The sequence below is a fragment of the Gilliamella sp. Choc6-1 genome, from assembly GCF_001690385.1.
GTDB classification, from domain to species: Bacteria; Pseudomonadota; Gammaproteobacteria; order Enterobacterales; family Orbaceae; genus Gilliamella; species Gilliamella apicola_A.
Genome location: NZ_LZHI01000046.1, coordinates 56,315 through 81,541, shown reverse-complemented (window position 1 = coordinate 81,541; position 25,227 = coordinate 56,315). Strand labels below are relative to the sequence as shown.

Annotated in this window: 25 protein-coding genes; 11 read left to right on the top strand and 14 right to left on the bottom strand. The window is 35.2% G+C overall.

What is annotated here, in order from left to right:
* Window positions 1-54: 54 nt before the first annotated feature.
* The 7 genes from rpoB to pgk all read right to left on the bottom strand — a co-directional run bounded on the left by rpoB (window position 55) and on the right by pgk (window position 9,125).
* Window positions 55-4,083 (bottom strand): DNA-directed RNA polymerase subunit beta, encoded by a 4,029-nt coding sequence (gene rpoB, locus A9G36_RS06975; RefSeq protein ID WP_065585553.1) that lies wholly within the window; start codon window positions 4,081-4,083, stop codon window positions 55-57.
* A gap of 247 nt (window positions 4,084-4,330) precedes the next feature.
* Window positions 4,331-4,699, bottom strand: coding sequence for a 50S ribosomal protein L7/L12 (rplL, locus tag A9G36_RS06970; protein ID WP_034948204.1), 369 nt, complete (start codon window positions 4,697-4,699; stop codon window positions 4,331-4,333).
* A 56-nt stretch (window positions 4,700-4,755) separates the two neighbouring features.
* On the bottom strand, window positions 4,756-5,253 hold the full coding sequence (rplJ, locus tag A9G36_RS06965; protein ID WP_065585552.1) for a 50S ribosomal protein L10: 498 nt from the start codon (window positions 5,251-5,253) through the stop codon (window positions 4,756-4,758).
* A 231-nt stretch (window positions 5,254-5,484) separates the two neighbouring features.
* A complete protein-coding gene (gene rplA, locus A9G36_RS06960) occupies window positions 5,485-6,186 on the bottom strand; it encodes a 50S ribosomal protein L1 (protein WP_034948207.1) in 702 nt (233 codons plus the stop codon).
* A gap of 3 nt (window positions 6,187-6,189) precedes the next feature.
* Window positions 6,190-6,618 carry a 50S ribosomal protein L11 gene (gene rplK, locus A9G36_RS06955; protein WP_034948212.1) on the bottom strand — a complete coding sequence of 143 codons (429 nt, stop codon included), beginning with the start codon at window positions 6,616-6,618 and terminating at the stop codon, window positions 6,190-6,192.
* Window positions 6,619-6,808: 190 nt separating this feature from the next.
* Window positions 6,809-7,888, bottom strand: coding sequence for a class II fructose-bisphosphate aldolase (fbaA, locus tag A9G36_RS06950; RefSeq protein ID WP_034948216.1), 1,080 nt, complete (start codon window positions 7,886-7,888; stop codon window positions 6,809-6,811).
* A gap of 73 nt (window positions 7,889-7,961) precedes the next feature.
* Entirely contained in the window at window positions 7,962-9,125 is a 1,164-nt protein-coding gene (gene pgk, locus A9G36_RS06945) for a phosphoglycerate kinase (protein ID WP_034948222.1), read from the bottom strand.
* Between the two features lie 224 nt (window positions 9,126-9,349).
* On the opposite strand from pgk, the gene rpsT reads away from it, so the two are divergent.
* The 6 genes from rpsT to A9G36_RS06915 all read left to right on the top strand — a co-directional run bounded on the left by rpsT (window position 9,350) and on the right by A9G36_RS06915 (window position 14,504).
* On the top strand, window positions 9,350-9,613 hold the full coding sequence (gene rpsT / locus A9G36_RS06940) for a 30S ribosomal protein S20 (protein ID WP_034948227.1): 264 nt from the start codon (window positions 9,350-9,352) through the stop codon (window positions 9,611-9,613).
* Between the two features lie 114 nt (window positions 9,614-9,727).
* Entirely contained in the window at window positions 9,728-10,360 is a 633-nt protein-coding gene (locus tag A9G36_RS06935) for an SPOR domain-containing protein (protein WP_034948230.1), read from the top strand.
* Window positions 10,361-10,366: 6 nt separating this feature from the next.
* A complete protein-coding gene (locus tag A9G36_RS06930; RefSeq protein ID WP_034948232.1) occupies window positions 10,367-11,209 on the top strand; it encodes a virulence factor BrkB family protein in 843 nt (280 codons plus the stop codon).
* Between the two features lie 7 nt (window positions 11,210-11,216).
* Entirely contained in the window at window positions 11,217-11,651 is a 435-nt protein-coding gene (dtd, locus tag A9G36_RS06925) for a D-aminoacyl-tRNA deacylase (protein ID WP_034948234.1), read from the top strand.
* Between the two features lie 443 nt (window positions 11,652-12,094).
* Window positions 12,095-13,768, top strand: coding sequence for a C4-dicarboxylic acid transporter DauA (gene dauA, locus A9G36_RS06920; protein WP_065585551.1), 1,674 nt, complete (start codon window positions 12,095-12,097; stop codon window positions 13,766-13,768).
* Window positions 13,769-13,961: 193 nt separating this feature from the next.
* Window positions 13,962-14,504: an HdeD family acid-resistance protein gene (locus A9G36_RS06915; protein ID WP_065568672.1), complete on the top strand. Its 543-nt coding sequence runs from the start codon at window positions 13,962-13,964 to the stop codon at window positions 14,502-14,504.
* Window positions 14,505-14,650: 146 nt separating this feature from the next.
* Here the strand turns inward: A9G36_RS06915 and rsgA are convergent, their stop codons facing one another.
* The gene (gene rsgA, locus A9G36_RS06910; RefSeq protein WP_065568673.1) at window positions 14,651-15,679 is read right to left on the bottom strand and encodes a small ribosomal subunit biogenesis GTPase RsgA; all 1,029 of its coding nucleotides are present in this window, start codon (window positions 15,677-15,679) and stop codon (window positions 14,651-14,653) included.
* An 80-nt stretch (window positions 15,680-15,759) separates the two neighbouring features.
* Between rsgA and orn the strand changes: the two genes are divergently transcribed.
* The 5 genes from orn (at window position 15,760) to A9G36_RS06885 (ending at window position 21,739) form a co-directional block, all read left to right on the top strand.
* Window positions 15,760-16,323, top strand: coding sequence for an oligoribonuclease (gene orn / locus A9G36_RS06905; RefSeq protein WP_065568674.1), 564 nt, complete (start codon window positions 15,760-15,762; stop codon window positions 16,321-16,323).
* 6 nt (window positions 16,324-16,329) lie between these two features.
* The gene (gene waaA, locus A9G36_RS06900; protein ID WP_065585550.1) at window positions 16,330-17,601 is read left to right on the top strand and encodes a lipid IV(A) 3-deoxy-D-manno-octulosonic acid transferase; all 1,272 of its coding nucleotides are present in this window, start codon (window positions 16,330-16,332) and stop codon (window positions 17,599-17,601) included.
* Window positions 17,602-17,610: 9 nt separating this feature from the next.
* Entirely contained in the window at window positions 17,611-18,597 is a 987-nt protein-coding gene (hemH, locus tag A9G36_RS06895) for a ferrochelatase (protein WP_065568676.1), read from the top strand.
* Window positions 18,598-18,796: 199 nt separating this feature from the next.
* The gene (locus tag A9G36_RS06890; RefSeq protein WP_065585549.1) at window positions 18,797-20,128 is read left to right on the top strand and encodes a CoA-disulfide reductase; all 1,332 of its coding nucleotides are present in this window, start codon (window positions 18,797-18,799) and stop codon (window positions 20,126-20,128) included.
* Between the two features lie 189 nt (window positions 20,129-20,317).
* Window positions 20,318-21,739 (top strand): cation:dicarboxylate symporter family transporter, encoded by a 1,422-nt coding sequence (locus A9G36_RS06885; RefSeq protein ID WP_051825450.1) that lies wholly within the window; start codon window positions 20,318-20,320, stop codon window positions 21,737-21,739.
* 65 nt (window positions 21,740-21,804) lie between these two features.
* On the opposite strand, the gene galU is transcribed toward A9G36_RS06885, so the two are convergent.
* The 6 genes from galU to A9G36_RS06865 all read right to left on the bottom strand — a co-directional run bounded on the left by galU (window position 21,805) and on the right by A9G36_RS06865 (window position 25,169).
* Window positions 21,805-22,719, bottom strand: coding sequence for a UTP--glucose-1-phosphate uridylyltransferase GalU (galU, locus tag A9G36_RS06880; protein WP_034948266.1), 915 nt, complete (start codon window positions 22,717-22,719; stop codon window positions 21,805-21,807).
* Window positions 22,720-22,738: 19 nt separating this feature from the next.
* Window positions 22,739-22,960 (bottom strand): DUF2569 family protein, encoded by a 222-nt coding sequence (locus tag A9G36_RS10515; RefSeq protein ID WP_442902657.1) that lies wholly within the window; start codon window positions 22,958-22,960, stop codon window positions 22,739-22,741.
* Between the two features lie 151 nt (window positions 22,961-23,111).
* A complete protein-coding gene (locus A9G36_RS10375) occupies window positions 23,112-23,246 on the bottom strand; it encodes a hypothetical protein (RefSeq protein ID WP_255305674.1) in 135 nt (44 codons plus the stop codon).
* Window positions 23,243-23,470 (bottom strand): hypothetical protein, encoded by a 228-nt coding sequence (locus A9G36_RS06875; protein WP_065585548.1) that lies wholly within the window; start codon window positions 23,468-23,470, stop codon window positions 23,243-23,245. Before A9G36_RS06875 ends, A9G36_RS10375 begins: the two co-directional genes overlap by 4 nt.
* A 330-nt stretch (window positions 23,471-23,800) precedes the next feature.
* Window positions 23,801-23,932 (bottom strand): entericidin A/B family lipoprotein, encoded by a 132-nt coding sequence (locus A9G36_RS06870; RefSeq protein ID WP_442902656.1) that lies wholly within the window; start codon window positions 23,930-23,932, stop codon window positions 23,801-23,803.
* A gap of 43 nt (window positions 23,933-23,975) precedes the next feature.
* A complete protein-coding gene (locus A9G36_RS06865) occupies window positions 23,976-25,169 on the bottom strand; it encodes an amino acid aminotransferase (RefSeq protein ID WP_034948277.1) in 1,194 nt (397 codons plus the stop codon).
* Between the last annotated feature and the right edge of the window lie 58 nt (window positions 25,170-25,227).

The following is a 25,227-nucleotide window of genomic DNA, read 5'->3' as shown; positions in this document are numbered from 1 at the left end:
TATTATTACTAATAAGTTATCCCTATAAATAGAAATCATTTAAGTTAGCAAAAATTACTCTTCATCTAACTCTATATTTATACCTAGCGAACGAATCTCTTTTAATAGTACATTAAATGATTCTGGGATCGCAGGTTCCATACGATGATCACCATCTACAATATTTTTATACATTTTAGTTCGACCGTTTACGTCATCTGATTTAACAGTTAACATTTCTTGTAATGTATAAGCTGCACCATATGCTTCAAGTGCCCACACTTCCATCTCACCAAAACGTTGACCACCAAATTGAGCTTTACCACCCAATGGCTGTTGAGTAACCAGACTGTATGAACCAGTAGAACGAGCATGCATTTTGTCATCAACTAAGTGATTCAATTTGAGCATATACATATAACCTACAGTAACTGGACGTTCAAATTTTTCACCCGTACGACCATCATACAAAGTAATTTGACCAGAAGTTGGTAAGTCACCCAGCTCTAGTAATGCCTTAATTTCTTGCTCTTTAGCACCATCAAATACAGGTGTTGCTAATGGCATACCATTACGTAAATTTTGTGCTAAAGTCATCACTTCTTGATCAGTAAATTCTGCAACATTAACTTTTTGCGCAGCACCTAAACCAAGATCATACGCTTTTTGAATAAATTCACGTAATTTAGCTAATTCCTGCTGTTCTTTTAGCATAGCATCAATCTTCTGACCAATACCTTTAGCGGCCATACCCAAATGAGTTTCTAAGATCTGTCCAATATTCATACGGGACGGAACACCTAGCGGATTCAATACGATATCAACTGGACGACCTTTTTCATCATATGGCATATCTTCAATTGGGTTAATTTTTGAAATAACCCCTTTGTTACCATGACGACCAGCCATCTTATCACCCGGCTGAATTTGACGTTTAACTGCCAAGTAAACTTTAACGATTTTAAGAACACCAGGCTGTAAATCATCACCTTGAGTGATCTTCATGCGTTTTGCTTCAAGTTTTTTGTTAAACTCTGTTTTGATTTCATCGTACTGTTCAGCCAACTGTTCTAATTGGGCTTGTTTATCTTCGTCTGCAATACCAATTGTTAACCATTTTTCATGTGGTAAAGTATCCAATTTATCAGCTTTGATCCCGCCTGAAATTAGTACCTCACGAATGCGAGCAAACAATGCAGCCTCTAAGATTTTAAGTTCTTCAGTTAAATCTTTTCTTGCCTGCTTAAGTTGCATCTCTTCAATTTCAAGCGCACGTTTATCTTTTTGTACGCCATCTCGAGTAAAGACTTGAACATCAATTACTGTACCTGAAACTCCATTTGGAACACGTAAAGAAGTATCTTTAACGTCAGAAGCTTTTTCACCAAAAATCGCACGAAGTAGTTTTTCTTCTGGGGTTAATTGTGTTTCGCCTTTTGGTGTTACTTTACCAACAAGAATATCACCACCTTTAACCTCAGCACCAATATATACAATCCCTGATTCATCAAGTTTAGATAATGCTGCTTCGCCTACATTTGGAATATCAGCAGTAATTTCTTCAGCACCTAATTTGGTGTCTCGAGAGATACAAGATAATTCTTGAATATGAATTGAAGTAAAACGGTCATCTTGTACCACTTTTTCAGAAACTAAAATAGAATCCTCGAAGTTATAACCATTCCATGGCATAAATGCCACTCGCATATTTTGACCTAATGCTAATTCACCTAAGTCTGTCGATGGGCCGTCTGCAAGTACATCGCCACGTTCAACTTTTTCACCCAGTTCCACACATGGAATTTGGTTGATGCACGTATTTTGGTTAGAACGGGTATATTTAGTTAAGTTATAAATATCAATACCTGTTTCACCAGCATATATTTCATCAACATTAACATTAACAACAATACGAGAAGCATCAACATATTGAACTGTACCACCACGACGAGCAACCGCTGTTACACCTGAGTCAACAGCTACTGCACGTTCCATACCAGTCCCAACAAACGGCTTTTCAGCTTTTAACGTTGGCACAGCTTGACGTTGCATGTTTGCCCCCATTAAAGCACGGTTCGCATCATCATGCTCTAAGAATGGAATTAATGAAGCACCAACCGATACAATTTGTTGAGTTGATACATCCATATAGTGAACTTGATCCGGGGTATATAATCCAGATTCACCATTTAAACGACAAGTCACTAATTCTTCTTTAAAACGGCCTGCATCATCTAGATTGGAGTTAGCCTGAGCAATAACAAACTCACTCTCATCAATCGCTGATAAATAGTTAATTTCATCAGTTACAACACCATCAATCACACGGCGATACGGTGTTTCTAAGAAGCCATACTCATTAGTCCGAGAATAAACTGCTAGCGAGTTAATCAAACCGATATTTGGACCTTCAGGTGTCTCAATCGGACAAACCCGACCATAGTGAGTAGGATGTACGTCACGAACTTCGAATCCTGCGCGCTCACGAGTTAAGCCACCAGGACCTAATGCAGAAATACGGCGTTTGTGTGTAATTTCCGACAATGGATTATTTTGATCCATGAATTGTGATAACTGGCTTGATCCAAAGAACTCACGAATCGCTGCTGAAATTGGTTTAGCATTAATCATATCTTGTGGCATTAGTGAATCAAGATCGCCTAATGATAAACGTTCTTTAACTGCTCGTTCTACACGAACTAGACCAATACGGAATTGGTTTTCAGCCATTTCACCCACACTACGTATACGGCGGTTGCCCAAATGATCAATATCATCCACGTCACCATGACCATTACGGATACTAATAAGCTTTTTCATAACATCGATGATATCATCTTTTGTTAAAACGCTTTCACCTTCAATATCGTCACGGCCTAAAGAACGGTTAAATTTCATCCTGCCAACAGCTGATAAATCATAACGTTCATCAGAGAAGAATAAATTATCGAATAGCGCTTCAGCAGCTTCTTTTGTTGGTGGTTCACCAGGGCGCATCATACGATAAATTTCAACTAGCGCACCTAGACGGTCACGAGTTGAATCAACATTCAGTGTTTCAGAAATAAATGAACCATGATCAAGGTCATTAGTAAATAATGTTTCAATTTTTTTGTGACCAGCATTAGTTAATTCTAGTAATAATTCTAATGAAATTGGTGTATTGGCAAAGGCAATAACTTCACCTGTCGCTTCATTAACATAATTTTTTGCAAGTACTTTGTTAACGATATATTCAACTGGCACATCAATTTTGCTAACTTTATCTTTTTCTAATTCACGAATGTGACGAGCTGTAATACGGCGCCCTTTTTCTACATAAGTTTTACCTTTTGCTTCAATATCAAAAAGTGCAGTTTCCCCACGTAAACGCTCAGGCACAAGATCCATTTTTAGTTTGGATTTGCCTACTTCAAAAAACGTTTTTTCGAAGAAGATATCTAAAATTTCTTCTGTTTCATAACCTAGCGCACGCAAAATTATTGTCGCTGGAAGTTTACGACGACGGTCAATACGAGCAAAAAGATTATCTTTTGGATCAAATTCAAAATCAAGCCAAGAGCCACGATAAGGAATAATCCGAGCATTATATAAAACTTTCCCAGAAGAGTGCGTTTTACCTTTATCACTATCAAAGAACACACCAGGACTACGATGTAACTGTGAAACAATAACGCGTTCAGTACCATTGATCACAAATGTACCATTGTCTGTCATTAAAGGAATTTCACCCATATAGACGTCTTGTTCTTTAATATCTTTTACTGTTCCTTCTGGTGCATCTTTATCATAAATAACTAAACGTAATTTTACGCGCAATGGTGCTGAGTAAGTGATCCCTCTAATTTGACATTCTTTAACATCAAACACAGGTTCGCCCATTTTAAAGCTCACGTATTGTAACTCAGCGTTACCACTATAACTTTTTATCGGAAATATTGAACGAAAAGCGGCTTCTAAACCGTATTGGCCTTCAGGGTCTTGCTCAATAAATTTCTGGAACGAATCAAGTTGAATAGAAAGAAGATACGGTATATCCAAGACTTGTGGACGCTTACCAAAATTCTTACGAATTCGTTTTTTCTCGGTATAAGAGTAAACCATTAGTTCCTCAACTTGCTTATCTGCTATTTTTTTAGCATGATTAAATATTCATCAGGGTACTACTATTAAATAATAACGCCTGACACCTCATCGAAATATCTATAAATATCAATTGATTAGGCTTATTAGATATACTATTTCTTTATTGCTTTTTACTGATAGTCTTCAAATAAAATTCTTCAGATTGTTACAGCGCAAAAAGGCTGGAGGTAAAAACCCCCAGCCATTTAGCTTGCCATCGATTAATTTACTTAAGTTCGACAACTGCACCAGATTCTTCAAGTGACTTTTTAAGCTCTTCAGCATCAGCTTTACTAATACCTTCTTTAACTGTAGCTGGAGCTGATTCAACAAGATCTTTAGCTTCTTTTAAGCCTAAGCCTGTTGCACCACGAACTGCTTTGATAACAGCTACTTTGTTTGCACCAACATCTTTTAAGATTACATCAAACTCGGTTTTTTCTTCTGCTGCTTCAGCTGGACCTGCGGCAGCAACGGCAACAGCTGCTGCTGCAGAAACGCCAAACTTTTCTTCCATCATTGATACAAGTTCAACAACGTCCATTACAGACATTTCTGCGACTGCATCTAAAATTTGTTCTTTAGTGATAGACATAATATAGTTTCCCAAATTTACAATTTTAATTAATAAAATTCACAATCATAATGCAATTAAGCTGCTTCTTTTTGATCGCGAACTGCTGCAAGAGTACGAACCAATTTGCCAGCTGCGGCTTCTTTCATGGTTGACATCAAGCGAGCTAATGCTTCTTCATAGGTAGGTAATGTTGCTAAGCGATCAATGTTCGCTGCAGTAATTAACTCACCTTCAAAGGCTGCGGCTTTAATCTCAAATTTATCATTTTCCTTAGCAAACGCTTTAAAAATACGTGCTGCAGCACCTGGGTGCTCATTTGAAAATGCAATTAGAGTAGGACCAACAAACGTATCTTTTAAGCACTCATATTGAGTGCCCTCAACAACACGGCGTAATAGCGTATTACGAACAACACGCATATAGACACCAGCTTCACGAGCAGATTTACGTAATGCAGTCATTTTTTCTACAGTTACGCCACGAGAATCAGCAATAACTGCAGATAGCGCACCTTTGGCGATTTCATTAACTTCAGCAACAATCTCTTGTTTATTTTGAAGATTTAGTGCCATTGGTTTTGCTCCTGGATTAAAACTAGGCAAAGCCTAGACTTATTTAAACTAACTACACATGTAGTTAGCACAACCACGATGAGCAGAATCCTTCTATTATATCTATCAGGTTCTGTCACCGTCTACGTAGGAAAATTAAGCAATTAGATATCAATTACACCTACGGTCTTGGACGGGGTCTGGTTAAGGCCAGACACCAACCGATTTTTCACTATCTAATCAAAAAGATAATTAAACAGTTGTACTCAATGTTGTTTGATCTATGGTAACACCAGCACCCATTGTAGTAGAAAGACTAACTTTTTTCACAAACACACCTTTAGAAGATGCCGGTTTTGCACGTTTTAAGGCAACAAGTATTGCTTCTAAATTTTCTTTAAGTTTATCTGCATCAAAATCAGCTTTACCAATTGTAGTGTGAATAATACCATTTTTATCATTACGGTAACGAATTTGACCAGCTTTAGCATTTTTAACAGCTTCTGCAACGTTAGGTGTTACAGTGCCGACTTTAGGGTTTGGCATTAAACCACGTGGTCCTAAAATTTGACCTAACTGACCAACAACTCGCATAGCATCTGGTGAAGCAATAACCACATCAAAGTTCATTTCGCCTTTTTTAATTTGATCTGCAAGATCATCCATGCCTACTAATTCAGCACCGGCTTCTCTAGCTGCTTCAGCGTTTGCCCCTTGAGTAAATACAGCAACTCGAACACTACGCCCTGTCCCATGAGGCAACACTATAGCACCACGAACATTTTGATCTGATTTACGTGAATCAATACCCAAATTAACCGCAACATCGACGCTTTCGGTAAATTTAGCTGTAGCCAACTCTTTTAACAAAGCAATCGCTTCATTAATTTCATATTGTTTGGTTGCATTCACTTTTTCGCGGATAAGTTTAGCTTTTTTAGATAATTTAGCCATGAATTAACCCTCCACTTCCAGACCCATTGAACGCGCTGTTCCTTCGATAGAACGCATCATCGTTTCAATGGTAGAACCATTCATATCTGCAGCCTTTAATTCAGCAATTTCACGAATTTGAGTGCTTGTAACTTTACCTACTTTTTTCTTATTAGGCTCACCAGAACCTGACTTAATTTTAGCAGCTTTCTTTAATAAAACAGCTGCAGGAGGAGTTTTAGTTACAAATGTAAATGAACGGTCAGAATACACAGAAATTACTACTGGTATAGGTAAACCTTTTTCCATACTTTCTGTTTTAGCATTAAACGCTTTACAGAATTCCATGATATTTACACCATGTTGACCAAGTGCCGGACCAACTGGTGGACTTGGATTAGCTGCACCAGCTGCTACTTGCAACTTGATGTAAGCTTGTACTTTTTTTGCCATTTTAGTTTCCTTTTCTCGGGTACAAACGCCTCTTCTATTAATAAATTACTAATAAACAGACAGCTCCCCTAAGTTAAATGAGGGCGAAATTATCCTACAACTAATAAATAAATGCAAGCCCTATTTATTAGCAATCAAAAATATAAGCAGGAAAAATTGCCCTGCTTATATTAAAAAAATTAAATAATGGTTAAAGCACATCAATAGCATTAAGTTCTTTAAATGCAAGTTCTAAACGAGCAACTAATGAATCTTGCCCTTTGCGTAACCATACTCGTGGATCGTAATATTTTTTATTTGGGGCATCAACACCTTCTGGGTTACCTAATTGACCCTGTAAGTAAGCTTCATTTGCTTTGTAGTAATTTAAAATACCAGACCAGTTAGCCCATTGGGTATCTGTATCAATATTCATTTTAATTACACCATAACTTACTGCTTCAGCAATTTCTTCTGACGTAGAACCTGATCCACCATGAAATACAAAGTTTAATGATTTGGCTGGTAAATTATATTTTTCAGATACATATTTTTGTGAGTTATCTAAAATTTTGGGGGTCAATTTTACATTACCTGGTTTATAAACTCCATGCACATTACCAAATGAAGCTGCAATAGTAAACCTAGGACTGATAGCACTTAAACGTTCATAAGCATAAGCCACATCTTCTGGTTGCGTATAAAGTGCTGAACTATCCATATGGCTATTGTCAACACCATCTTCTTCACCACCTGTACATCCTAACTCTAACTCTAAAGTCATTTTCATTGCTGACATACGAGCAAGATATTGGCAACAAATATCAATATTATCTTTTAATGATTCTTCTGAAAGGTCAATCATATGAGAAGAAAATAAAGGTTTACCTGTTTTTGCAAAATGAGTTTCGCCAGCATCAAGTAATCCATCAACCCATGGAAGTAATTTTTTAGCACAATGATCAGTATGAACAATAACTGGAACACCATATTTTTCAGCCATAAGATGAACATGCTTTGCACCAGAAATAGCACCCAATACAGCACATTCTTGACCTTCTAATTTTAAACCTTTGCCAGCAATAAATTGAGATCCACCATTAGAGAATTGAACAATAACAGGAGAACCTACTTTTGCTGCTGTTTCAATAACAGCATTAATAGTATTCGTATCAACACAGTTAACCGCAGGTAATGCAAAATTATTTTCGCGAGCGATTTGAAATACTTTTTGAACATCATCACCAGTGACAACACCAGGTTTAACAACATCAGAAATCTTAGTAACCATTTTATTACCTATAAATTTATTTATAAAAATTAAAGGATGAGTAGTTGCCTCATCCTTTTACTAAACTCAAATACTACGCTTTTGCTCTAGCTTCTAACATCGCAACAGCGGGGAGCTTTTTACCTTCAACGAACTCAAGGAAGGCTCCCCCACCAGTTGAAATATAAGAGATTTTATCCTCAATATCAAATAGATCAATTGCTGCTAATGTATCACCTCCACCTGCGATTGAAAAACCTTCGCTATCGGCAATTGCTTTAGCTACAATTTCAGTACCACGACGGAAATTAGGGAATTCAAAAACACCCACTGGGCCATTCCATAAAATGGTTTTAGCATTTTTGATCATATTTGCTAATACTTCTGCTGATTTATCACCTAAATCAAGGATTTGTTCATTTTCTTTAACTTCTTTAACTGATTTCTCGGTCGCTGTTGCTGCTTCACTAAATTCAGTGGCAACACGAACATCGGTTGGAACGGGTATTTCACAACTACTCATTAATTTTTTAGCTTCTGGAATTAAATCTGCTTCATAAAGAGATTTACCTACATTATAACCTTCAGCAGCAATAAAAGTATTCGCAATACCACCACCGACAATAATTTGATCAGCAATCTTTGATAAAGAATCAAGTACAGTTAATTTTGTTGATACTTTAGAACCTGCAACGATAGCAACCATTGGTCTTGCTGGGTTATCTAAAGCTTTACCTAACGCATCAAGTTCAGCTGCTAATAATGGACCAGCACAAGCAATTGGAGCAAATTTACCAGCGCCATGAGTGGAAGCTTGAGCTCGGTGAGCTGTACCAAACGCATCCATCACATAAATATCACAAAGTGCTGCGTATTTTTTAGACAAAGATTCATCATCTTTACCTTCACCAATATTAAAACGAACATTTTCAAGAACCACTAATTCGCCTTCTTTAACATCTACGCCATTAAGATAATCTTTTACTAAACGAACAGGGAATGATACATGTTCTTTTAAATAATCAACAACAGGCTGTAAAGAAAACTCTGGATTATACTCTCCTTCTGTCGGGCGACCAATATGAGAAGTAACCATTACTTTAGCACCTTTTCTAATGGCCTCTTCTATAGTTGGCAATGATGCTTTAATACGCGCATCGGAAGTTACCTTACCATTTTTGACTGGCACATTAAGATCTGAGCGAATAAATAAGCGTTTTCCTTTTAGATCTAGATCTTGCATTCTAATAATAGACATGAGACTTCCTCTTATAAAATATAAATAAAATAAAATTTAAACTATTTTAACATAAAAATTCTTTCTAAGTTATAGTCATTATTGTTCAAATAGTAAACACTTGTTATGCATATAAAATTTATAAATCGCAATTTTTTATTTAACAGCATTGACAATTGGCAGAAAATCAGGCATATTTTGCCGCCTTATTAATATGTAATTTTATTTAATCTTGGGAGTTGACTTTGGCTAATATCAAATCAGCTAAGAAACGTGCGGTTCAATCTGAAAAGCGCCGTAAACATAATGCTAGTAACCGTTCAATGATGCGTACTTATGTTAAAAAAGTTTACGCGGCTGTTGCAGCTGGTGATAAACAAACAGCTGAAGTAGCATTCAAAGACATGCAAGCAGTTGTTGACCGTCAAGCGGCTCGTGGCTTAATTCACAAAAATAAAGCTGCACGCCATAAAGCGAATTTAATAAAACAGATTAAAGCATTAGCTTAATACTTTATTCTGTTAATTGTTGTATTTCTAATAAAATAAAAAAAGTGGTGAAAGCCACTTTTTTTATTTGTATACTGAACTGTAATTCAATACTAATAAAAAAGAGAGTAGATTGTGGCGCAGCGTGACTATGTTAGAAAAAAGAGCCAACCTAAAAAAAATAAATCACAGCTCATGCCTAAACTTATGGTATTTATGACAATTATTCTTATTACTTTATTTTCTGCTATCCTTTACTTTGTTTCTAACAATAAACCTAATAAAGCAATTGCACAATCCATAAGCAAAACCAACCCACCAGCAATAACTCTTCCAGAACAACCTCAAGAGCGTTGGGCATATCTCAAAGCATTAGAAACACCAAATGCAAGCTCTGGACAATTTGCCAATTCTACTGCTAATGAACGACAACAAATTTTGAAAAGTTTTGCCAATAACTCAAAAATAACTACAGAATCACCATCTAATACTTTATTGCCAGAAAGAACAAATCTAACAAAGTCAACATCATCTACAAATTCCCAAATGGCATCAAAATGGATACTACAATGTGGTGCATTTAAAGAAAAATCAAATGCTGATACATTAAGAGCACGGCTTGCTATGGCTGGTATAAATAGTAATATCTCTTCAGAAAAATTATATCGCGTCACTGCAGGACCGTACACAAGCAGGGATGATGCAAATAATGCACTGATTTTATTAAAAAATAATATAACCACTAATTGTATCATTGCTAACCAATAAAAAACCATGAAAATATTTAAGCTGATAAAAATCTTCTCAAAAATGTTGTGGTTGCGAATCAATCAAGATCGTTTAACTACTTCTTCAGCTAGCCTCGCTTATACTACAATACTAGCATTGGTTCCACTTATCACCGTTATTTTTTCCTTGTTATCTGCCTTTCCAATGTTTGATGAAATTAGCTTATCATTAAAGCGAGTAATTTATAGTAATCTAGTACCTACAGCAAGCGATATCATTCAAAATTATCTCGAACAATTCATTGCTAATACAAAAAAAATGACCTTTTTCGGTATTATAGGGTTGATTATCACGTCATTATTACTCATCAACTCAATAAATACCACTCTAAATCATATTTGGAAAACTAAACGCAAACGCTCATTTATGTATAATCTAACAATGTACTGGACAATATTGACCTTAGGACCTATTTTAGCTGGATCAAGTGTGGTGGTAAGTTCCTATATATTTTCTCCGCAATGGATTTCAACAGCTGCCACAGGGAATATAATGCTTAGCGCTTTACCATTTATAATATCAATAATTGGATTTTGGCTATTGTATAGCATTATACCCACTGAATCAGTACCTCTTAAAGAATCGCTCATTGGAGCAATAGTCGCAGCAATATTATTTGAGTTAGGTAAACGAGCATTTGCGCTTTATGTAAGTTCATTTCCAACTTATCAACTTATCTATGGTGTCGTATCAACAATTCCCATTATGTTAGCATGGATCTACTGCTCTTGGTGTATTGTATTATTTGGCGCTGAATTTGCTGCAACCTTAACAGATTATAATCGCCAAAAAAAACAAATGTCTAATAATCAATCTCTATTGGAGTAACTATTTTATGATTGCCTTAATTCAACGTGTTAAACAAGCTTCTGTATCGGTCGATAATCAGGTTATTGGACGTATTAATCATGGTTTATTGATCTTACTTGGCATAGAACAAGATGATAATCAACAAAAGGCAATCAGATTATGTGAAAAAGTACTTGGTTATCGTATTTTTAACGACAATAACGGAAAAATGAATTTGAATGTAAAACAAGCAAACGGCGAAGTATTAATCGTATCCCAATTTACGCTAGCAGCAGATACCCAAAAAGGTATGCGTCCTAGCTTTACAAAAGGAGCCAAACCCGATGAAGCCAATAAACTTTATCAAATTTTTTCCGAGCTATGTGAAAAACAAATCAAAACAGCAACAGGACAATTTGCTGCCAATATGCAAGTATCATTGATAAATGACGGCCCAGTCACTTTTTGGTTGCAAGTTTAAAAATAACTAAAACAGCCTGCTAATTAAAATAATTAATACCAACTGAGTAGGTTATTAAAGTTAAGTAAATAAGTATTCATTCCTCATTTATCCAATTACGAAATTTTAAACATCTCCACAGTAGATTGATTATGAATCTAAATCCCAACCCATTTAGTTTATCAACATAATTTTTCCTACATCGATTAATTGATTTTATTTATTTGCTAATCACAAAATATTATAAGTAATATCTTCATGCTCTAATTTAAGCAATGGTAAGAATGTAAAACTAAATACAACTCAAAAATATAAAGGTCTCATCATTAAATTGACAACATCACAATTTGGCAAAAAATATTTTTCTTTTTGTGAAAAAAGAATTACCTTAAAAACTCGTTTTCAATTTCCGCAAAAAAGATTATCTTATTAAGTATTTCAAATAACCTCTGTTAATTAAAATAATGAAATTATATGGTCTTTCTGGCACTAAAATTAGTTGTGCATTTATATCTTCTTGCCTAATTAACCCTTACAATACATCACGTTTTCTTAAAGATTTAATTGCAGGCATAACCGTAGGTATTATAGCTATACCATTAGCAATGGCATTAGCAATCGCTAGTGGCGTCCCCCCACAGCATGGCCTATATACTGCAATTATATCGGGCTTCATAATTGCATTAACGGGAGGTTCGAAGTTTAGTGTTTCTGGTCCTACTGCAGCCTTTGTGGTTATTTTATACCCTGTATCATTACAATATGGGTTATCAGGGTTACTTATTGCAACATTACTGTCTGGCATATTCCTTGTATTAATGGGATTGATACGATTAGGTAGATTAATTGAATATATTCCATTACCCGTTGTATTAGGTTTTACTTCAGGCATTGCCATCACTATCGCAACCATGCAAATTAAAGATTTTTTTGGTTTAACACTTGAGCACATGCCAGAAAGTTATATTGGTAAAGTTATGGAACTAGCTAAAACACTACCAACTATTAATATTGCTGACACTATAGTCGGTGTAATAACACTGATTGTATTAATTGTATGGCCAAAACTTAATCTTAAAATATCCGGTCATCTACCGGCACTGGTTGCAGGCATTGCTGTCATGTTTATTTTTAATCAATTTGGCTATCAAATTGAAACGATTGGTTCACGATTTATCTATACACTATCTGATAATACCATAAGGCATGGTATCCCATCAATGCTACCAGAATTTTCTTTACCGTGGCTTCATACTGAATTTAACTGGGATTGGTCAACAATCACCGCCTTATTACCAATTTCGCTAACTATGGCAATGTTATGTGCTATTGAGTCGTTACTTTGTGCTGTGGTATTAGATGAAATGACACACACTAAACATCACTCAAATAGCGAACTTATTGGTCAAGGTTTAGGAAATATTATTGCACCATTTTTTGGCGGAATTTCAGCAACAGCAGCGATTGCACGGTCGGCGGCAAATGTCAAAGCTGGGGCGACTTCGCCTATTGCTGCTGTTTTGCATTCTTTAGTTGTTTTACTTGCGCTGATTTGCTTTGCACCAGCATTATCATTTATTCCGCTTTCTGCTATGGCTGCACTGTTGCTTATTGTGGCATGGAATATGAGTGCTGTTCAACGCGTCATTTATATTATCAAATGCGCTCCTAAAGATGATATTTTAATTATGCTAATTTGCATGTCGCTAACAGTACTATTTGATATGGTGATTGCAATTACACTTGGAATTGTACTTGCCTCAATTTTATTTATGCGCCGTATCGCACGCATGACTCGCTTAGTTGAACTCAATCGCAGTAACGATAGAACCTTAGCACTACGCATTAATGGACCACTGTTTTTTGCTGCGGCCGAACGCACATTTTTAGAAATTTATCAAAAGATTAATGGATATGAACACATAGTACTGCAATGGGATGCAGTACCTATTCTTGATGCAGGTGGGCTCAATGCTTTAATACATTTTATAGATGAATTACCTGAACATGTTGACCTATCAATTTGTGAGTTACAGTTTCAGCCATTAAAAACATTAGCTCGCGCAAAAATTGCTCCAATTTCTAACAAATTAATGTTCTACTCAACGCTAGACGAAGCACTGAAAGATAAAGATTAATTCTAAAATTAGTTTTATTATATTAACTATTTTATATGCACGGTAAAAGTTGGGATAAACATAATTACTGTGCAATAAATTGTACCTTCACTACCTTTCTTTTCATTTACTAAATCACCATTGACAAACTATGAGTCTTAAAAGTGGTTTTAATTTGAAATCCAAAATTAACTTATAAAAATAGGTAAATAACATGATATCTAACGAAAACAATGTCTACAATCTTAAAGAAAGATCAAACTGGTTTATTTTAGTTGGTGTTATTTTAATTATATTGGGAAGCTTAGCATTAGGCTATCAGTTCATGGCAACCGTCTTTTCTGTCTATTTTATTGGTTCATTAATTTTAATTGCAGGTATTGCCCAAGCACTACATTCATTTCGCATTAAAGGTTTTGGTCAGTCAGCATTATGGGCAGTAATGGGGATTTTATACATTTTTATTGGTCTAATGTCATTTTTCCAACCTGTTGCTATTTCATCAGCCTTAACATTGGTGATTTCATTCTTGCTAATTATGAGCGGCTTTACACAAATATTTGCTGCTATGAATAACCGCAATTTACCTCGTTGGGGATGGATTTTAACCTCAGGGATTATTACATTAATTTTAGGATTTATGATTATTGCAGGTTGGCCATATGACAGTCTTTGGGTATTAGGTATGTTTTTAGGTATTGACCTTATTTTCCAAGGTTGGGCATATGTAGCTATTGGTTTTGCATTAAAAAAATAGATGTTAAATATTATATTCATTGCTCACAATCTAGTAATGACTTTCAAAAGGTTACCTCTAATTGTGAGCAGCAAGTAATTACAGTAATGACTCAAACACAAATACAACTTATTTAAGTTAATTTTATTATAAATGAATCAAGCTGATTATTTATAGATTTTGTTAGTTTTTGCCTTAACTTCTTGCATTGTTTGCAAAATTCGATGATAGTTATCAAGCCTTGATGGTGCAATTTTACCATCTTGTACCGCTTTTTGTAGTAAACAACCTGGCGTATCAAAGTGATTACAATCGCGAAAGTGGCAACCGCCTAAATAATTATCAAATTCTTTAAAACCACTAATTACTTGTTCTGGCTCTAAGTGCCATAAACCGAATTCGCGGATCCCTGGTGAGTCAATAATATCTCCACCATTTGGTAAGTGATAAAGCCGAGAGGAAGTGGTTGTATGTTGACCCAGTCCGGATATTTCTGAAATACCTCCAGTTATAACTGATTGTGATTGATAAGGTAACAATAAATTAATAATACTTGATTTTCCCACACCTGACTGTCCTACTAAAATGGAAACCTTATCTTGTAAAATATCTTGTAACAAAGCAATGCCTTGTTGATGTTGGCATGAAACATACAACACTTGATAACCAATTTTAGTATAAATAGCCAATTGGTTATCAATATTTTCACGCTCAGCATCGTTTAATAAATCAATTTTATTTAAAATAATAATCGGTTTTATATCAACCGCTTCACAAGCGACTAAATAGCGGTCAATAATATTAAGAGACAGCTCTGGCAATACAGCCGATATAATCACAATTTGATCTACATTTGCCGCAACGGGTTTAACGCCATCATAAAAATCAGGTCGGACAAGTTCAGAATGTCTTGGGTGAACTGCTTCAATAATACCATTGGTGTTTGGCTCTAAACTTTCGCGCCATACTACTTTATCACCAGTGACTATCGAAGGTAACGTGCGACGAATACTACAACGATAAATAAGACCTGCACTATCTTCAACATCAGCAGACTTACCAAAACGACTTATTACTACACCGTCACGAGGTGATGAAAAATTTGCCAGACTCTCATCTTTCTTTATTGCTAATCGTTGCTGATGTTTTGCTGCTACACGTCTTTTTTGATTATTGGATAGTTTATTTTTTGCCATAGTACTCATTTTTTTACTAAAACAGATTGTCAGTTATGCTACACTACTCAGTATCAAAAAGAAAATCTCTATAGCAAATTATGAACAAACAATCTCAAATTAATAGTAACAATCTAATTTGGATAGACCTTGAAATGACTGGACTCAATCCAATAACTGATCGTATTATTGAGCTCGCAACCATTGTTACCGATTCTAACTTAAATATCCTTGCTGAAGGTCCTGTGATTGCAGTTCATCAATCTGATGAGCAATTAGCATTAATGGATGAATGGAACCAAAACACCCATGGCAAATCAGGACTTATTGAGCGAGTTCGCAAAAGTACTATTACTGAACAACAGGCCGAACAACAAACCATCGAATTTTTAAAACAATGGGTACCAGAAAACAGCTCTCCAATTTGCGGTAATACTATTGGGCAAGATCGTCGTTTTTTATTTAACTACATGCCTAATTTAGAAAGTTATTTTCATTATCGCTATTTAGATGTCAGCACAATTAAAGAATTAGCTAAACGTTGGAAACCTGAAATACTAAAAGGGATTAGCAAACAAAGTTCACACCAAGCGCTTGATGATATTCGTGACTCAATTGCTGAACTTGTTTATTACCGAGAACACTTTTTTGATCTAATCAACTAAATTAGTATGCAAATTTTATATACTCTTTTATTGTATTTGATTCAACCACTAGTTTGGCTAAGACTGCTTTGGCGTAGTCGTAAAGCACCAGCTTATCGAAAGCGTTGGCTTGAACGCTATGGTTTTTGCAAAAATAAAGTTAACTCTAACGGTATTTTAGTGCATGCCGTATCGGTGGGTGAAACGATAGCAGCCATCCCACTAATCAAAGTACTTAAGCAACAATATCCTAGTTTACCTATCACAGTTACCACCATGACGCCAACAGGTTCAGAGCAAGTTAAATTATTACTCGGTGATAGCGTCAGCCATGTATATTTACCTTATGATTTGCCCTGCGCAATAAATCGTTTTTTAAATACGGTCAATCCTAAATTAGTGATCATTATGGAAACTGAGCTTTGGCCTAATTTTATCTGTCAGTGTTATAAACGAAATATTCAGCTAATTATTGCCAATGCCAGATTATCAGAACGTTCAGCTAATCGATACAGTAAACTAGGGCGATCCATTAGCAATTTACTATCAAAAATTAGTGCAATTGCCGCACAAAATAAGCAAGATGGAGAACGTTTTATTTCGCTGGGTTTACCCCGTGATCACTTAACAATAACCGGTAGTATTAAATTCGATATTGATATAACAGATCAACAACAGCAAAAAATAACAACGCTAAAACAGCAGTGGCAATTAGATCGCCCTATTTTTATTGCCGCAAGTACACATAATGGAGAAGATGAAATCATCTTATCTGCCTTTAAACGGTTATTACAAAAATATCCCAATTTGTTATTGATTATTGTCCCCCGCCACCCAGAACGCTTTAAAACCGTCGAAAAATTAATTAATGATTGCGGATTAAATTATATAAACCGCAGTAGCGGTCAAATTCCTGCTAAACAAACCCAAGTCATTTTGGGTGATACGATGGGAGAATTAATAGAACTTTATGGTATTGCAGATATTGCCTTTGTTGGTGGCAGTTTAGTGAAACATGGAGGGCATAATCCATTAGAACCCGCACTTCACCATATCCCAATCATTAGTGGCGAACATTTTTTCAATTTTAAAGTGATTTGTGAGCAACTTATTTCAGCTGATGGCATGATCATTTGTGCTAGCACAGCCGATTCCCTTTATTCAGCGATTAATGGGCTTTTAGAAAATAAAACGCGTAGTCAACAAATTGGCGAACAAGCGTATCAAGTATTAAAACAAAATCAAGGCGCACTACATAGGCTTTTTAACATTATCAACTATTATCTTTGCTCAAAATAAGGATTACTTGTGAATAAAAAACAAGGGTTATTGCTGATTAATCTAGGTACACCAAACGCGGCAACACCAGATGCAATAAAACGGTACTTAACCGAGTTCTTACTCGATCGCCATGTCGTTGATTTACCGAAACTATTTTGGTATCCGATTTTAAAGTACCTTGTAATACCTAAACGAGTGCCTTACATTATTCATCATTACCAAAAAATTTGGATAAATGGCTCATCACCTTTACTTCATTACAGCCAATTATTATGTGATAAATTACAACACCACTTACCAAATATTCAATGTGAATTAGCCATGACCTATGGTGAACCCAATATTCAATCTGCATTGAACAAGCTTCAATCATGTTCAAAAATTACGGTATTGCCACTTTTTCCACAATACTCAACAACCACAACACTCGCTGTACTTGATAAACTTAAACAAATTATAGCAACCGACAAAATCATAAATAGTATTGACTATATTCGTGATTATGCCGATCATCCAAGCTATATCAATGCACTTTATTTACAAATTAAGAAAGCATTTCAATGCCAAGGCGAGCCTGAAGTGCTTATACTTTCTTATCATGGTATTCCTGAGCGTTATATTTACAAACGAAAAGAGGATTATATTCAACGTTGTGAAATGACCACACAGTTATTAATCGAAAAATGCCGAACAAATAACATAAATATACCAATTCAAATGGCTTATCAATCGAAATTTGGAAAAGGCAAATGGGTTACACCAAGTACCAGCGATACACTACAAACATTAGCAAAAAGTGGTGTTAACAATGCGCACGTCATCTGTCCCGGATTTTCGGTAGATTGTATTGAAACTATTTACGAAATTGACGAAGAAAATCGAGAAATCTTTTTAAATGCAGGTGGAAAATCATTTTATTATATTCCCACATTAAATGACACTGACTTACAGATTAATTTAATCATGGCATTAATCAACCAAACTCAGCCACCTATACTTAATAATTTATACTGAAACACATAGTTACCGAAAACTTTCTAACAAAAATAATACGACTAAAAAAATTACACTAACAAGTAATTGTTGATTTTCAAACAAATAAAATTTTAAATTAACGAATATTAATGCTAACTATCTATCACCAAGGTAATCTATGGCGTATGATAAGGTATTATTTTATAATTCAGTATCTGAGCACTGAGGAGAAAATTAAGTGAAAATAATCATCATTGGCGCTCAAGCCGCAGGCGCAAGTGCTGCGGCAAAGGCTAAAAGAATGAACCCTGAGGCAACCATCCGTATTTATGAAAAATCAGATATTGTTTCGTTTGGAGCTTGCGGTTTACCTTATTTTATTGGTAACCATTTTACTGACGCCAACGAAATGATATCCCGAACGCCCGAGCAATTTCAAAAAGATGGTATTGAAATAAAAACTTTACATGAAGTCATTGCTATTGATACTAATCAAAAAAAATTAACTGTTAAAGATCTCAATACTGGCAATTGCTTTGATGATAGCTATGACAAGTTACTACTTGCAGTTGGTGCAAGTCCCATTATTCCCCCTTTTAAAAATAGTCAACTAAAAAATATCTTCACATTACGCAACCTGCATGATGGGTTAGCTATCAAACAGACATTATCCAACTCAAATATCAAAAATTTGATTGTTATAGGTGCTGGATATATTGGGCTTGAAATAGCTGAATCGCTTGTTGCTTTACAAAAAAACGTCAAATTGATTCAATTGGATGACAGAATTCTTATCGATGCATTTGATAGACAAATTACTAAACTAATTGAAGAAAATATTAAACAACATTGTGATCTACATTTGCAAGAGCGAGTACTTGGCTTTGAAGGATCGCACAATGTCACACATGTAATTACTGATAAATCACGATACCCTGCTGATGTTGTTATTATTGCAACCGGTGTTAAGCCAAAAAATGATATCTATAAAAACCTTGGTATCAAGACACTTGCAAATGGTGCCATAATCACCAACAGCTTTGGACAAACTAATATGGCAGATATTTATGCTGCTGGAGATTGTGTTGCCCTTCACCATAGAGTTAGTCATTCAATGGTATATATTCCACTCGCTACAGGGGCAAACAAACTAGGCAAAATTGTAGGCGAAAATTTAGGTGGCGGAAATTGTGAATATCCCGGCACTATTGGCACCTCAGCCTTAAAAGTCTTTGATATTGAAGCAGGACGAACAGGTTTAACTGAAAGCGAAGCCGAAAAAGCTGGAATTCCTTATAAAACAGTCATAGTTAAAGATAAAAATCACAGCAACTATGTTGCCGGTCAAACAAGTGTAACAGCAAAACTTATCTATCATGCCGACACTCGAGTGATTTTAGGTGGTCAAATAGCTGGAGGGCAAGGTGCGGCATTAAGGCTCAACACTCTTGCAACCGCAATATGGACGAATTTGAAAATTGATGAATTAGCCATGATAGATTTTCTTTATGCACCACCATTTTCCAGACCGTGGGATATTTTAAATATTGCAGGCTCAATCGCAAAATAGATAAAGGTATTATGAGCAATATAAAGACACACTCATATTACTTAAATATATTTTGGATAATGCAAATAGGTAGATAACGTGAAATAACATTCATTACATGATTTAACTGATTAAGATAGATATTAATAAATCTATCAATAAACATTTTACTAGATAATTAAATTTATTACTAAGGGGTGAGGGTTAAATATGCCAGATGCCATTTTTCAAGGAATCTTTTTTGAAAAGTTCTTATCTATTACTCATTATCAAACACTAATTGGTATTGGGCTATTGCTCATCTGTTTTTTTGCAGTAATGAGACCATTACAAAAGAGAAAAGTTAATTTTTCAATACGTATGTTAGTTGGGTTAATACTTGGTGCTGTGCTTGGTTTAGGCATTCAAGCCATAGCAGAATTTCCTGACTCATCAACAATCTGGATGCAAGAAACTGCAACTTGGTATGGACTATTTGGTCGAGCATTTATCGCTTTTATCCGAATGTTAGTAATACCACTCATATTTGTATCCATTGTTAAAGTAATTATCGATTTCTCGGGTAAAAAAAATCTACCCCAAATCGCATTCAGAGGAATTTTTTGGTTACTTTTTACAACAGCAATTGCTTGTATTGTTGGTATTTTATTAGCTAATCTATTTACATTAGGTGAAATAAGCCCAAGTTCTGTAAATCAAGCTCAGGCAAAACAATACACTAATATTATTGATACCTTCATAAATCTAATTCCAAGCAATATTATTGCATCAATGGTAAACGAAAATATTGTTGGATTGGTCATCTTCTCAGCCTTAATGGGGATTGCTGCCAACAGAATGGAAAAGAAAAACTCACAACCGATTGCCTTATTTAAAACGTTTATCGAAGCAATTTATAAGATCATCATGTCGATTGCGATGACAGTCATAAAATACATGCCCTATGCAGTAATTGCTTTACTCGCTCGCACCATTATTTCTAACGGAATACCCGCAATTATTCAGGTTTCAAGTTTTGTTGCTGCAATTTACGTCGCCACATTGATTATGTTGATTGTACATGTTGCCATTGTTGTGATTCATGGTATTTCACCAACCATGTTTATAAAAAAAGCGCTAGGAACATGGTTATTAGCCTTTACAAGTCGCTCATCTGTCGGTTCATTACCAATGACTATCTCAACCTTAACCGTGCGAATGGGTGTTAATACAGGTACAGCAAATTTAGTTGGCTCACTAGGTAGTACCATAGGAATGAATGGATGTGCTGGTTTCTTCCCAGCTTTACTTGCAGTTATGGTAGCTCATATGGTTGGCATTGATACTAATATCCAATTTTATATTATGCTTGTCATTGTCGTGGTTATTGGTTCAATTGGCATCGCAGGTATTCCCGGCACAGCAACGGTTGCGGCAACCGTTGTTTTGTCAGGTATGGGCATGGCAGAATACTTCCCATTAATTGGTATGGTTTTAGCTATTGATCCAATTATTGATATGGCTCGGACTTTGGCCAATGTTTCAGGTACCATGGCTGCAGCCATTGCTACCGATCGGGAGATAGGATTAATGGATATGAACATTTATAACGATCCTAATATAACTTTGGATAATGGAAATACCAAAACTTAAAAAATTATATAAAAAAGGGCGCTATCATGCGTCCTCTTTTATAATTAAACATAAATTTCAAAACATTAAATATTTTTTAACCAAGCTGTCACATCCTTACCAAGTATTTTATGGCGCATTGCATATTGAACAAAAGTTTGTACATAACCCAACTTATTACCACAGTCATGGCTACGGCCTTTTATGCAATAAGCATCAACGGAATCTTCTTCAAGTAGCATTGCAATGGCATCAGTTAATTGAATTTCACCACCTGCTCCTAATGGCGTTTTAGCAAGTAAAGGCCAAATTTTTTCTGATAAAACATAGCGCCCAACTACAGATTGATTTGATGGTGCTTCGTCAACGGATGGTTTTTCAACAACGCTATACATTTGTGCAACATTGCCAGCAGATAACACTTCACCACGACAGTCAACAATACCATAAGAAGAAACTAATTCTTTTGGTACTGGCTCTACCATGATTTGGCTGTGTTTGGTTTCATGATAATTTTTGATCATTGCGGCTAAATTATCGCTGGCTAGGTTACTTTCGTATTCATCAATAATCACATCCGGTAAAACAACAGCAAATGGTTCATCACCAACTAAAGGATAAGCACATAATACCGCATGACCAAGCCCTTTAGCCAAACCTTGGCGGACGCTAGTTATAGTGACATTTTTAGGTAAAATGCCTTGTACTTCTTGCAATAATTGGCGTTTAACACGCGCTTCTAACATGGCTTCTAATTCAAAACTGGTATCGAAGTGGTTTTCAATTGAGTTTTTTGATGAGTGCGTAACAAATATAATTTCAGTTATACCTGCAGCAATACATTCTTTAACTACATATTGAATAAGTGGCTTGTCAACAACGGGGAGCATCTCTTTGGGAATGGCTTTAGTTGCTGGTAACATGCGAGTACCCAAACCGGCAACAGGGATAACCGCTTTTGTTACTTTTCCATTCACTAAATTGTCTAAATTTGGTGTCATTTTATTTCCTTAAAATAAATTAACTAATTATGTCGCTATGAGTAATTTCACTACGGCGACCATTAACAAATGTATTTTTGACTCGTTCTGACTTTAATATATAAGTTATAAAAATACAGGCATAAATAATTACTCTAACAGTATTTTTTATATCATAAAAATTGAAATTAGATTGTAATATTAAAAAGCTTAAATATATACTTAATGGCATTAAAACGGCATAACCAAGTCTAAATACAATAAAAAAATAGGAAACTTATAATTTTTAGCAAAAAACAAATATATGATATAGCCATTTAAAAGAAAAATTAAACTAGTTATTCCTATTTCTAATAAAAAAACCAACTAAAATTAGCGATGTAATTTTCAGATTCAGGATCCGTTAATAGTGGTCATATGCCACTAAATATAATCATACCTAGTGTACAAAAAAGAGTATAAGCAAAACCAATAAAACTCATAATTAAACCAATACCGACTAAAATTAACCAACCGCCTAATCCTTTCAGCTCCTTTCCTTTGGTCATTTTTGTGCATATCTAATAATTGTTAAATAGTTAGATTCAATTAGCAAAGGATTATCTCTGTCTTTAGCTAAAGAATCAATAGTGATATAAACAATTTGGCAATTTTGTAACACGGCTTGCTTTACTACAAATTGTCCTTTTCGATCACGTGCTTCTTTTTGTACTTTGATGGTGTAAAGATCATCATATAAAGAGGCACTTTCGAATAAATTTGGTGTACGCAAAAATTCCTATTTGAGGTAATTACAAACAAGAATTTAATCGGTTAATTTTCCTTTTATTCCAGTATAACTACTAGGAAAATGTTTGCCTTCTTGACTTTGGGTAATATAAACATGATGATAACTTGACTTGTATGAAGGTAGTGGATTTAATAAAAATTCAATACCTGATAGATTTGAATATTGTCAATTTTCTATAGTTAAAGGTGCAGTTCGAAAATTTAATAAGCTGCACCCAACAAGTAAAAATAATGTAACTATAAATAAAATACGTAACATTTAACTAAATATATTTAAGACGTTAAAATATTTGTAAATAATCTATAACGTTAGTTACATTTTGTCGCTCACTTTTTCGGCTGTATGTGAAATGGCTTTTCCACCCGATTCGACATCTTCGCCAACACCTTTTACTGTATTACATCCAACAACAAGAGTCGTCATTGCTATCCCTAATATTAACATTAACATTTTATGGAACATAAAATACACTCCTTTATTAATATGATTATTTTAATGCAGCAAATGCTTCTGCCACACGCTCGATATTATGGTGATTTAAACCTGCTACACACATTCTTCCGCTATCCACCAAATAAATAGCAAAATTATCTTTCAATTGTGTAACTTGCTCTTTACTAAAACCGGTATAACTGAACATGCCCTGCTGTTTTACTAAATAATCAAAATGACAATCAGGTGCTGCTTGTTTTAATAATTCCACCAGAGTTGATCGCATGGTTACAATGCGAGTTCTCATGGAGTCGACTTCTTTTAACCATTTCGCTTTAACTCCTGGATTATTTAAAACATAACTTACTAACTGTACACCATATGCCGCTGGGGTAGAATAATTTTGGCGAACTAGTGCTTGCAGCTGCCCTAATACACAGCGTGCGGCTTTGCTGTTATCACATAAAACTGATAAACCTCCAACTCGTTCACCATAAAGTGAAAATGTTTTTGAAAATGAGTTACTGACAAATCCACACAATCCTGCATTTGCCATTTTTCGAATCGCATAAGCGTCTTCTTCAATACCTTTGCCAAAACCTTGATAAGCAATATCCATAAATGGAATAAGATCTCGTTCTTGTAAAATTGTTATCACTTTATCCCACTGTGATTGGGTTAGATCGGCGCCAGTTGGGTTATGGCAACAAGGATGTAGTAAGACAATGCTTTTAGTAGGTAATTGGCTTAATGTTTCAAGCATTGCTTCAAATTTTACGCCACACGTTTGTTCATCAAAGTAAGGATATTTGTTTACTTTAAAACCTGCACCATTAAAAATGGCGATGTGATTTTCCCAAGTTGGATCGCTGACCCATACTTGTGAGTTTGGGAAATAGCGAAATAAAAAATCAGCACCTATTTTAAGAGCCCCCGATCCGCCTAGTGTTTGTATTGTTGCGATACGTTTATCTTTATAAGCTGGGTGTTGTTCGCCAAATAACAAAGAGCCAATAGCTTGGCAATAAGATGGTAATCCACTCATAGGCAAATAAAGCTGTGCTTCTTGATTGTGATGATAAATATAATCGCGAGCCATTTTTATGCATTCTAATTGAGGAACTACGTTGTTTTCATTATAATAATAACCAATGCTTAAATTAGTCTTATTAATGCGATTATCATTAATAAATTCAGAAACTAACGATAAAATCGGGTCCCCTGCGTACGGTTCTACTTTTTCAAACATATTCACAATCCAGTTAAAACAAAAATAATGATAAATAATTGTAGATTATTGCACCAAC